The sequence below is a fragment of the Micromonospora globispora genome, from assembly GCF_003857015.1.
Classification (GTDB): Bacteria; Actinomycetota; Actinomycetes; order Mycobacteriales; family Micromonosporaceae; genus Micromonospora; species Micromonospora globispora.
This window is the reverse complement of the sequence record NZ_QGGF01000169.1, coordinates 1-9,426: the sequence shown is the minus strand read 5'-3', so window position 1 is coordinate 9,426 and position 9,426 is coordinate 1. Positions and strand designations below refer to the sequence as shown.

Genomic DNA, 9,426 nt, shown 5'->3' with positions numbered 1-9,426 from the left:
GGGTGACCGGCCAGGGCGATCAACGCGATGCGGCACGCTCGCACTGACGCGGCGGCGGTCAGGCCGCCCCGTCGGTGAGGATCGGCAGGACGCCGGTCAGCTCGAGCACCCGTCGCACGTGGCCGGCGGCGTTCACCGCGCCGGAGGCCGGTCCCCACCTCCCCACTGGGGCGACCTTCGCCGGGCCATACGCTCCGTTGCCGACTGCTCACTCTAAGATGCACATGCCGACATCCGAGTAGGTGATTGCGCTGAGCACGACCGATCCTGCCGCCACTGCCGAAGTGACGCCTGAAACCGTCACACGGGCCGAGCCGGGCCGCCCTGCACCCCCCGCGGGTGCCGCCCATCCGCCACCATGGCAGGTGAAGGACGAGCCGATCGACTCGGTCGGGGTGCTCCTTAGCGTCCTGATCCTCGTCGCCGTCCTGCACCGGCAGATCGGGCATCTGCTCGCCGACCCGCGCCTGCAGACCTGGCTGACGGTGTTCGTGTCGGTGATGGTGCAGGCCGTGCCGTTCCTCGTCTTCGGCGTGGTCCTCTCGGCCGTCATCGCGGTGTTCGTACCCCGGTCGTTCTGGGCCCGCGCCCTGCCGCGCCACCCGGCGCTCGCGGTCCCCGTCGCCGGCGTCGCCGGCGTCGTCCTCCCCGGCTGCGAATGCGGATCCGTGCCGATCGCCGGCTCCCTCATCCGCCGCGGGGTCACTCCCGCCGCCGCCCTGACGTTCCTGCTCGCCGCACCGGCCATCAATCCGATCGTGCTCACCGCCACCGCCGTGGCCTTTCCGAAGAACCCGGAGATGGTGGCGGCTCGCGGCGGAGCCAGCCTGGCCGTCGCAGTGCTGATGGGCTGGTTGTGGCTGCGGCTGGGCCACGCCGAGTGGATCCGCCTGCCGCACCGCCCCCACCTCGACGGCCTGCCCAGGATGGAGGCGTTCTGGTCCGCCTGCCGACACGACGTCTTCCACGCCGGCGGCTTCCTCGTCCTCGGTGCGATGGCCGCCGCCACTATCAACGTGGCGGTACCCCAGTCGTTCCTGCACCACCTGGCAGGGCAGCCGGCGCTGTCGGTGCTCGCCCTGGCCACGCTCGCCGTGCTGCTGTCGATCTGCTCGGAGGCCGACGCGTTCGTCGCGGCGTCGCTGTCCCAGTTCTCCCTGACCGCGCGGCTGGCGTTCCTCGTCGTCGGCCCCATGGTCGACCTGAAACTCATTTCCATGCAGACCGGCATCTTCGGCCGGCGCTTCGCCGCCCGCTTCGCGCCGGCGACCTTCGCCCTCGCCGTGCTGGTCGCGGCTGCACTCGGGACGGTGATCTGGTGAACCGGCAGGCCCAAGCCGTGGTGATGCTGCTATTCGGCGGCGCCATCCTCCGTGCCAGCTGGACCGACGTCTACCTACGCTACGTCAAGCACGGGCTGCGGCCCTTCCTGATCGCCGCCGGCCTGCTCCTGGTCGCCGCCGCCGTGATGGCCCTGCGCGACGAACTACGCGACCGGCCGGCCGACCCTTCCGAGCGCGACGACGACGGCCACCGCCATGGCCACTCAGGCCCCAAATTGGGCTGGCTGCTCGTGCTCCCTGCTCTCGGGCTGCTCATGATCGCCCCGCCGGCCCTCGGCGCGGACACCGTCGCTCGCACCGGCTCCATGCTGAACGGCACCAAGGAGATCGCTTACTCGCCGCTGCCCCCAGGAGACCCGGCGAAGCTCACCCTGCTCGAGTTTGGCTACCGCGCCGTCTACGACTCCGGCCGCACCCTGCGAGACCGCCAGATCCAGCTCACCGGCTTCATCGCCACCGGACCGGACGGCCAGCCTATGCTCGCGCGCATCATCCTCGCCTGCTGCGCCGCCGACGGCGTACCCATCAAGATCGGCTTGCGCGGCGACGTGCCCCGACTGCCTCCCGACACATGGGTGCAGGTGCAGGGTCGGTGGGTCGCGCACACCGCCAAGGACCCGGTCAACGAGTCCGACATCCCCTACCTCGAGGTCGACACGTGGCAGAGGATCAGACCGCCCGCCGAGCAGTACGAGTGACCCAGGCGCTCCACCATGGACGTCGCCGGAGGCCTGCACGGGTGCTGATATGCGCACCTGACAGCTAGACCATCTTATTGGAAATGACTGCCGTTCCGGTCAACCAGTGAGGGGGAGCGGTAGCGACACCATCAATCCGCACACTCGGGGTTGCCCTGGCGGTCGCGGCGCTCGGCGCTGTGACCGGCTGCGGCGCCTCGGGCACCAGCGGCGCGTCCCAACCGAGCGCCACCGGCGGCATCGTGCCGGTCGTCGCCACGACGCCCGAGGTCGCCGACTTCGTCCGCAACGTGGGCGGAGATGCGGTCTCGGTCACGCAGATCATCAAGCCCAACGTCGACCCGCACGACTACGAGCCGACGCCACCGGACATCCAGGCCATCGGCAAGGCACGTTTCCCGGCGGCGTCACCGCATCCATCCTCGGCGTCAACATCTACCTCGGCGGCGCGCTCGCCGGGCTGCTCATGGCCGCCGCGGTGGCCGCGCTCGCCCGCACCCGAGGCCAGGAAGCCACCGCCGCGACCGGAGTCATCCTCTCCGCCGGCTTCGCCCTCGGCGTCGCACTGGTCGCCACCCAGAACGGCTTCAGCCGCGACCTGTCGTCCTTCCTGGTCGGCTCCATCCTCACCGTCAGCTCGCAGGATCTGATCGCCACCGTCACCATCCTGGCGGTCGTCACCGCGGCGCTGCTGCTGGGAAACCGACACCTTGCGTACGTCGGATTCGACCCCGCCGGCGCCCGGGCCGCCGGGTATCCGACCTGGCTGCTCGACCTCGGCCTGCTCGTCCTGGTCGAACTCGTCATCGTCGCGGTCGTGCCCGCCGTCGGCACCATCCTCGCCCTGGCCCTGATCGTCGCACCGGCCGCCGCCGCACGCGCCTGGACCGGCCGCCTCGCGCCGATGACCGCACTCACGATCACCTTCGGCGTCGCCAGCGCCAGCGGCGGACTCCGGATCTCCCGAACCGCGGCGGTCGCAGCCGGGGGAGCCATCTCCCTGACCGCCACCAGCCTGCTTCTGGTCTCCCTCGCCGCGAGCCGCCTTCGCGACCGGCTTCGCACCATCCGCGTGATCAGCCAATGACCGAGCGCCAGGCGACGAACGAGCGCGGCATCGACAACGGGTTCGAGATCCTCCGCGCGATCGCCCACCCGGTCCGGATCCCGATCCTGCTGCACGTGTCGAAGTCCGACCGCTGCGTGACCGAACTCAGCGCCGCTCTGGCGATACCGGCGCCGCGCGGGTCACACCAACTACGCCACCTGCGCCACGCACGCCTGGTCCACAGACAGGCTGCGCCGGCCCACCCCTCAGGGGTGGGCCGGCGCATGGGGTGAAGGTCAGTGGATGCGGCGGCGGCCGTAGGCGCCGGCGGCGATGGCGACACCGATCGCGGCGAAGACGACCTGGATGAGCAGTTCGATCCAGTCGATGCCACGGGTGTCCGCCACGCCGAGAGCCCGGGCGACGATCGTGCCGAGGAGCGCGGCGACCACACCGATGACGAGGGTGAGCCAGATCGGGATGTTCTGCCGGCCTGGTACGACCAGCCGGCCCAGCGCGCCGATGATCAGACCGATGATGATGGCGGTGAGGATGCCTGTAACTTCCATGAGAGCCGTCCCTCCAGAGGGGTATCGTCCACCCCGATCATTGTCCTCCCCCGCAAGCGGCGAAACCACCCGACCGCTGAGCTACTAAGAACTCCTAGCTCTTTGAGTGTCGGAGTCGTCGCCAGCAGATGATGGCGCAGGCGAGGGTGAGGAAGGCTTCGTGGACGAGCGATTCGCGGTCCTCGGCCGGTCGAGGGCCGGGAACCGCTTCTCGATCCATTCCGCTGGCGGGGTCAGGCGGTCGGATATGTCGACCGGCTCGACCAGGGCGTAGACGAAGGTTTGGCGTCCTGGTGGCGTGTCCGGTCAGGTGGGGCGGTTCTCGGCGCAGATCATGCGGCGCAGGCTGGCTCAGGCCGCGGCGAGGTTGTTTCTCAGCTCCGCGACTCTGGTGGTGAGCAGATCGTTGCTGCCGCGGAGTTGGTGGGTTTCGGCAAGCGGACCCTTCAGCATGGACGAGTCATGTCGACACTTGGGCTCGGCGGGCGACGGCGGTGAGGGTTACGGGGACTTCCGTCCGTGAGCATCGCCTCGACCGCCTGGCTGATGCGGGCCCGTCGTTCCCGGCTGTCGCGTCGACGAGCAGCAACATTCGGCAGGTCCATCCACATTCCTGCTCCTTCAAATTCGCGCCCGCTACTTGCCAGCCTGATCGACGCATCTAGATACTAGATGCATGTTGCGCCGCGGATGCGCGTGGCTGACCCCGATGAGGCGTCTCGCGGTGTGCACGGACGGGACCCCTGACGTCCCGCCGACTCGTGAGGAGGAAGCCCCCGTGAGGATCACCCCCAGCACGATGCGCAGCCGTATTGGTCGACTGCTCGTGGCCGCCGTCGGTGCGGTCACCCTCGGCGTGTTCACCCTGCCGAGCGGCGCCACCGCCGCACCCCAGTACAGCCCAGGCACCCTCGCCGCTGTGAACGCCGCGGTCGACCGGTCCGGCGTCGAAGGCATCTCCTGGTACACCGACGCTGCCAGCGGACGCGTCGTGGTCACCGCCGACAGCAGCGTCTCCGCGGCGGAGATCGCCACGCTCAAGCGCGCCGCCGGTGCCAACGCCGGCGCCCTGCGGATCGAGCGCACATCCGGCGTGCTCAGCCCACTGCTGTCTGCCGGTGATGCCATCTACGGCGGTAAGTACCGCTGCTCGCTCGGTTTCAACGTGGTCAGCGGCAGCACCTACTACTTCCTGACCGCCGGGCACTGCGGCAGCCTGGCCAGCACCTGGTACACCAACTCCGGCCACACCACGCTGATCGGCCCGACCATCGGCTACAGCTTCCCCGGTGACGACTACGCGCTGGTCCGCTACGACAACACGTCACTGACCCACCCCGGCGGCTTCACGCTCGCCGACGCGTTCGTGGGCGAGTCGGTCACCCGCGACGGGTCGACCACCGGCGTGCACACCGGCAAGGTCACCGCACTCAACGTGTCGGTGCGCTACGTCGGCCACCCCGGCGGCACGGTGAGCGGCCTGATCGAGACGAACGTCTGCGCCGAGGGCGGCGACTCCGGCGGTCCGCTCTACGACGGCACCAAGGCCCTCGGCCTGACCTCCGGAGGCAGCGGCGACTGCACGTCCGGCGGCATCACCTACTTCCAGCCCGCCCGCGAAGCCGCCAACGCCTACGGCGTGACCATTCTGTAAGACATCGACGTGCCCGGCTGACAGCCACCCCGGCCGACGGCCGGGCACGCTCCACGGGGGAGCTGGCGTGCTCCTCCAAGCGGCCGGCATCTGCGCCGGTGCAATTCATAGTCGCGTTGCGGGCGGCTACGCTCGCCGTCCTTGCCGCGGCGCCGCGGGCGTTCGCGTATGTGCCCGGGGCCGCGCCAATTAGATCGCGCGGACCGGTCGTGAGGTGTGTCGCGCAGCTCGAGCCGGCACACTGGCCTTGTGGGTCGTCGTGTCTCTCTTGTCGAGGCGATTTGGGAGGAGGGTCCAGACGCGTTCGCGTTCCTGGTCGATGAATGGGGCTTCCTGGGGCCCGAGCGAACCGATGGCGGCCTGGCCTACCACCGTCCAGGCCTTCATATCGACGTTGAGCTCTGGGCGTGGAAGAACGAGGCGGGGTTCACCACCACGGTGAGCGGTGGGGGTGGTAGCCGTGGGCGGGAGGCGTGGTGGGCGTCGCTGGGTTGCCTCTATGTGGCGTGCGGCCTGGGCGCTCTGCAGGCAGTCCCCGAGGGCGCCGGGTCCCACCACACGATCAGCAAGCGAATAGGACAGCACTCCCGTGCCTTACGGCAGGTCATGCCGCACCTTGACGGCCCCGCAGCACCGGATCTTCTCCGGCGGTGTCAGGGTCGAGAACTACCCAACGACTGACCGCTTTAACGCAACGAAGACATCCGGCGGGCTCATCTCAATGCTAGGACGCGCTTGCGACTGACGCGCAGGCCCAACCTTTGCTGATGTTCGATAACGTCCGCTCACTGCCGCGATCAGCGCGCGATGGAGTGTCACGGCAGGCGGATCGAGCCGGCGTCCGCTCGTGCCGATGCTCGCCCGTGGCGATTGGTTCCTCGTCACGGCAGAGACAGAAGGAGTGACGCTGGTCGCGCGGTGATGCCGATGGTTGGAGGTCTTGGCGAGCACGGCCCTGACGGGGCTACCGCCGTGCGGCACGTTCTCGGCCGCGGCCAGCAGCGTGGTCGCGCGCCTGTGCTGACGGCGTAGCCCGGCGATGATCGGCGGGCCGGTTACCAGGAAAATCGCGGCGAGGAGCCACCACCGTCGGTTCTCCACGACCGCGAAGGCCCGGCGACCAGGGCGAAGAATCCGAACAACACGGCCAGCAGGACGATGTCGATCCGCTGCCGGACGCGTTGCCGCGCCAGCGTCACGGCGGCCCGCCTGAATCCGGGGATTGTCCGAGGGTTGTCCGTGGTCGACCGCGCGGACCGCCTGGACCCGCTCGTCGGCCGTCAGCGGCCGAGGCCACGGGCGGCTGGCTGGCTCGACGCGTGGATCAAGCGAGCTTAGAGATGTCCTCAATTGGCGCCGAGAGGGCGGCTGGCTTGGGCTGACCGGCGCCGGCAGCACGTTTCGTTGAGCTGCGTGCGTGCCACCAACCGGTCGGTAAGTCGGCAACGGTCAGCGGGCCAGTCCGGCGATGAGGTTGACGGAACCCGCCACGATCACCACGCCGAATAGGTACGACAGGACGGCATGGGACAGCACGGTGCCCCGGATCCGCGGATCGCTGATCGCCGTGTCCGATACCTGGTAAGTCATGCCGATCGTAAAGGCGACGTAGGCCAAGTCACGGTAGGTGGGCCGCCCCTGCACAGACTGACCGCCGAAGCCGATCCCCCCGGTCGTTGATTGGAATTGCAGGTCGGCGTAGCGCAGGGTGAAGACCGTGTTGACAACGCTCCACGACAGCAGGACGGTCACTATTGCCACGCTGATGAGCAGCACCCGCAATGAGCCGCCCTGCCGTCCGGCAGTGCTGAGAGTAAAGCCGACGCCCAGCAGGCTGGTGACCCCGGCCCCTACCAGCAGCACTGCGGCGGATCCCCGCGTCTCGTCCTCCCGTGTGGCGAGTAGCTCGGTGTGGGAGCCGTCCGCTCGGATGATGATCGGCCAGATGGTAAGGAGGAAGGCGAGCGCGGCGGCGTCCCAGCCCCCGACCGCGGCCAACTCCCACGTCATGAGCCGCAGGAGCGCCACAGCGACGATGAGCCCGATGGAGGCGACGATGACAGCTCGCCGCAGAGCAGGGGCGTGCCAGCCTAACGCTCGGTGATACATCGTCTCCGGGGGCATGCCGGTCATCGTCCGAGTGTCGCATGCCTCTGCGCAGTGGAACGTCCGCAACTACCGCCGGCCGGGCGCTACGTTCTGTCACCGTCGCCTGGCGGGCTGCGCCGCCCGCTCGTGGCACCCGCCCAGGTCGCCCTCCACGCCCTGCGCGGCGGCCCCGGCAACGCCCCGGAAATCTGCGAGCGGACCGGCCACATCCGATCCGCCACCGACACGGCCCTCGCCGAACTCGCCACGGCCGAGTTGGCCAGCAGCGTCGACGGCGGGTGGGGAACCTCCACAGCCCCCCGCCACGTCGGCATGTACCTGGGTGACCGCCTCATCGTCCAAGCACCAAGATCTGGCGATGTCGTCAAGGTCAGCTCGCTAGATTCGTGGCTTCCCGAAGTCGTCGCAATTCGCCGCATGGTGGCTTGAGCGCCATACGGCTCACGACGGCCCAGACCAGTGACCACGTGATCGTGCGCCGTTGCCCGTCATCGTTGCTACAGGCACTGCTACACCCTGCAACGGCCGGACCAGCGGCGCATGTACCTCGTGCAGGCCCTCGGCCCTGTCTCGGCGGGGCCTTGGGCTGGCTAGGCTGCCGCCATGAATCCGGCCATGACCAGCGGTGTGACTGAGCCCGCCATCCTTGACGCCCTGGAGCTGACGTCCGATCCGGATCTGGAGGCCCGCTTTGCGGAGTCGGCCCGCCAGATCCTGGCGGACCTGGTCAGTGGAGGTGCCGCGCTTGGTTGGGTCGAACCACCCTCAGGGAAAGAGGTGGCGGAACTTCTCGGGCAAGTCGTTTCTGCCGTGCAGGCAGGGGATGCGGCGCTACGTGCCGCATACCTCGACCGTCGGCTTGTCGGGTTGGGGTACTGGCTCCGCTACGCCCGACCGACCCATCGGCCACACGCCGATCTCGAGAAGATCGCGGTAGATGCTGCTGCCCAGGGTCGTGGCGTCGGTCGAGCGCTGACCGCTGCCTTGATCTCTGACGCCCAGGAGGCGGGTATCGAGGTCCTCACCCTGGACGCCCGTGGCGATAACACCAACGCCCTGCACCTCTACCGATCGCTGGGTTTCACCGAATACGGCCGTCTCCCCGACTTCGTCGCCGTTGGCGAATGCCGCTACGACAAGGTCTTCTACATGCTGGACCTCCGCCAACAAGGCTGACCACTGCAACGGGCACACACCGCACGATGGCGGCCAGGTCCGCGGCGTCCTACTCATCCTCGCGGCGGCGTTCGCCCCACTCGGCCGAACACGCTAGTGCTTTGACCACGAACGTTGGGCGGGTTGGTCGGGGTTAAGAAAGTGTCGTACCGGTGGTGTTGGCTTCGGTTCGTGCCGCGTCGTCGGGATCCTGCCGCCCCGCGGGTGGTGCATCGCACCGCGCGCGTCGGGTTGCGGGTGACGCCCGGGCAGCGGCGGCGGTGTTTCGGGTTGCTGCGCTCGGCCGGTGACCTGTGGGCGTGCGTGTTGGAGGTCAACGCGTGGCGGTACCGCCGTCACGACGCGCCGCTGGTCGGCTATCAGCAGTTGTGCCGGGAGTTGTCCGCGTCGGGGCCAGGCACGTTCGCCGAGCTGGACACCACGGGCGCCCGGTCGGTGTTGCGCCGGTTCTCCGATGCGTGGTTCGCCGCGGCGAAACGCCGTAAGGACGGTGACCTGTCGGCGCGGTTCCCGCGTCGGCGGCGGGGGTTGGTGCCGGTGCGCTGGTATCACGGCACGTTCACCCTCGACGGGCGCCGGGTGCGGATCCCGACCGCCAAGGGCACCCCGCCGTTGTGGGTGCACCTGGCGCGGGATCTGCCGTATCCGGTCGAGCAGGTCCGGTCGGTCACGCTGCTGTGTGAGGGAGGTCGGCTGTTCCTGGACGTGACCGCCGAGGTGCCGGTGGCGGTCTACCCGGCCGGTGAACAACCGGACCCGGCCAGGGTGGCCGGGGTGGACCTGGGGATCATCCACCCGTACGCGGTGGCCGGTCCCGACGGGGAGGGGT

At 69.2% G+C, this 9,426-nt stretch carries 10 protein-coding genes and 1 pseudogene; 9 read left to right on the top strand and 2 right to left on the bottom strand.

Features of this window, described 5'->3' with window-relative positions:
* The first annotated feature begins 365 nt into the window (after positions 1 to 365).
* The 5 genes and pseudogenes from DKL51_RS06535 to DKL51_RS06520 all read left to right on the top strand — a co-directional run bounded on the left by DKL51_RS06535 (position 366) and on the right by DKL51_RS06520 (position 3,382).
* Positions 366 to 1,322, top strand: coding sequence for a permease (locus DKL51_RS06535; protein WP_243420890.1), 957 nt, complete (start codon positions 366 to 368; stop codon positions 1,320 to 1,322).
* Complete coding sequence (locus DKL51_RS06530) at positions 1,319 to 2,041, top strand: TIGR03943 family putative permease subunit (RefSeq protein WP_109943488.1); 723 nt, start codon at positions 1,319 to 1,321, stop codon at positions 2,039 to 2,041. The genes DKL51_RS06535 and DKL51_RS06530 overlap by 4 nt, the downstream gene beginning before the upstream one ends.
* A gap of 179 nt (positions 2,042 to 2,220) precedes the next feature.
* Positions 2,221 to 2,376: pseudogene (locus DKL51_RS36875) on the top strand (zinc ABC transporter substrate-binding protein); the annotation flags it as partial.
* An 83-nt stretch (positions 2,377 to 2,459) separates the two neighbouring features.
* Positions 2,460 to 3,128 (top strand): metal ABC transporter permease, encoded by a 669-nt coding sequence (locus DKL51_RS36185; RefSeq protein WP_243420891.1) that lies wholly within the window; start codon positions 2,460 to 2,462, stop codon positions 3,126 to 3,128.
* Positions 3,125 to 3,382: an ArsR/SmtB family transcription factor gene (locus DKL51_RS06520; RefSeq protein WP_109943490.1), complete on the top strand. Its 258-nt coding sequence runs from the start codon at positions 3,125 to 3,127 to the stop codon at positions 3,380 to 3,382. The genes DKL51_RS36185 and DKL51_RS06520 overlap by 4 nt, the downstream gene beginning before the upstream one ends.
* Before the next feature lie 3 nt (positions 3,383 to 3,385).
* Here the strand turns inward: DKL51_RS06520 and DKL51_RS06515 are convergent, their stop codons facing one another.
* Entirely contained in the window at positions 3,386 to 3,658 is a 273-nt protein-coding gene (locus DKL51_RS06515) for a GlsB/YeaQ/YmgE family stress response membrane protein (protein WP_109943491.1), read from the bottom strand.
* 778 nt (positions 3,659 to 4,436) lie between these two features.
* On the opposite strand from DKL51_RS06515, the gene DKL51_RS06510 reads away from it, so the two are divergent.
* Complete coding sequence (locus tag DKL51_RS06510; RefSeq protein ID WP_109943492.1) at positions 4,437 to 5,312, top strand: S1 family peptidase; 876 nt, start codon at positions 4,437 to 4,439, stop codon at positions 5,310 to 5,312.
* Between the two features lie 1,449 nt (positions 5,313 to 6,761).
* On the opposite strand, the gene DKL51_RS06505 is transcribed toward DKL51_RS06510, so the two are convergent.
* On the bottom strand, positions 6,762 to 7,445 hold the full coding sequence (locus tag DKL51_RS06505; RefSeq protein WP_109943493.1) for a DUF1345 domain-containing protein: 684 nt from the start codon (positions 7,443 to 7,445) through the stop codon (positions 6,762 to 6,764).
* 102 nt (positions 7,446 to 7,547) lie between these two features.
* Between DKL51_RS06505 and DKL51_RS06500 the strand changes: the two genes are divergently transcribed.
* The 3 genes from DKL51_RS06500 to DKL51_RS06490 form a co-directional block, all read left to right on the top strand.
* Positions 7,548 to 7,850 carry an NlpC/P60 family protein gene (locus DKL51_RS06500; protein WP_109943494.1) on the top strand — a complete coding sequence of 101 codons (303 nt, stop codon included), beginning with the start codon at positions 7,548 to 7,550 and terminating at the stop codon, positions 7,848 to 7,850.
* A gap of 174 nt (positions 7,851 to 8,024) precedes the next feature.
* Positions 8,025 to 8,597, top strand: a complete 573-nt coding sequence (locus DKL51_RS06495; RefSeq protein ID WP_243420939.1) for a GNAT family N-acetyltransferase — start codon at positions 8,025 to 8,027, stop codon at positions 8,595 to 8,597.
* Positions 8,598 to 8,801: 204 nt separating this feature from the next.
* Positions 8,802 to 9,426 (top strand): transposase (locus DKL51_RS06490; protein ID WP_148097735.1); only part of this gene is annotated, 625 nt, incomplete at its 3' end.

Bases quoted from the DNA above. Each gene is read 5' to 3' on its own strand.
- DKL51_RS06505 (WP_109943493.1), bottom strand. From the start codon at position 7,445: ATGACCGGCATGCCCCCGGAGACGATGTATCACCGAGCGTTAGGCTGG.
- DKL51_RS06520 (WP_109943490.1), top strand. From the start codon at position 3,125: ATGACCGAGCGCCAGGCGACGAACGAGCGCGGCATCGACAACGGGTTC.
- DKL51_RS06515 (WP_109943491.1), bottom strand. From the start codon at position 3,658: ATGGAAGTTACAGGCATCCTCACCGCCATCATCATCGGTCTGATCATC.
- DKL51_RS06495 (WP_243420939.1), top strand. From the start codon at position 8,025: ATGAATCCGGCCATGACCAGCGGTGTGACTGAGCCCGCCATCCTTGAC.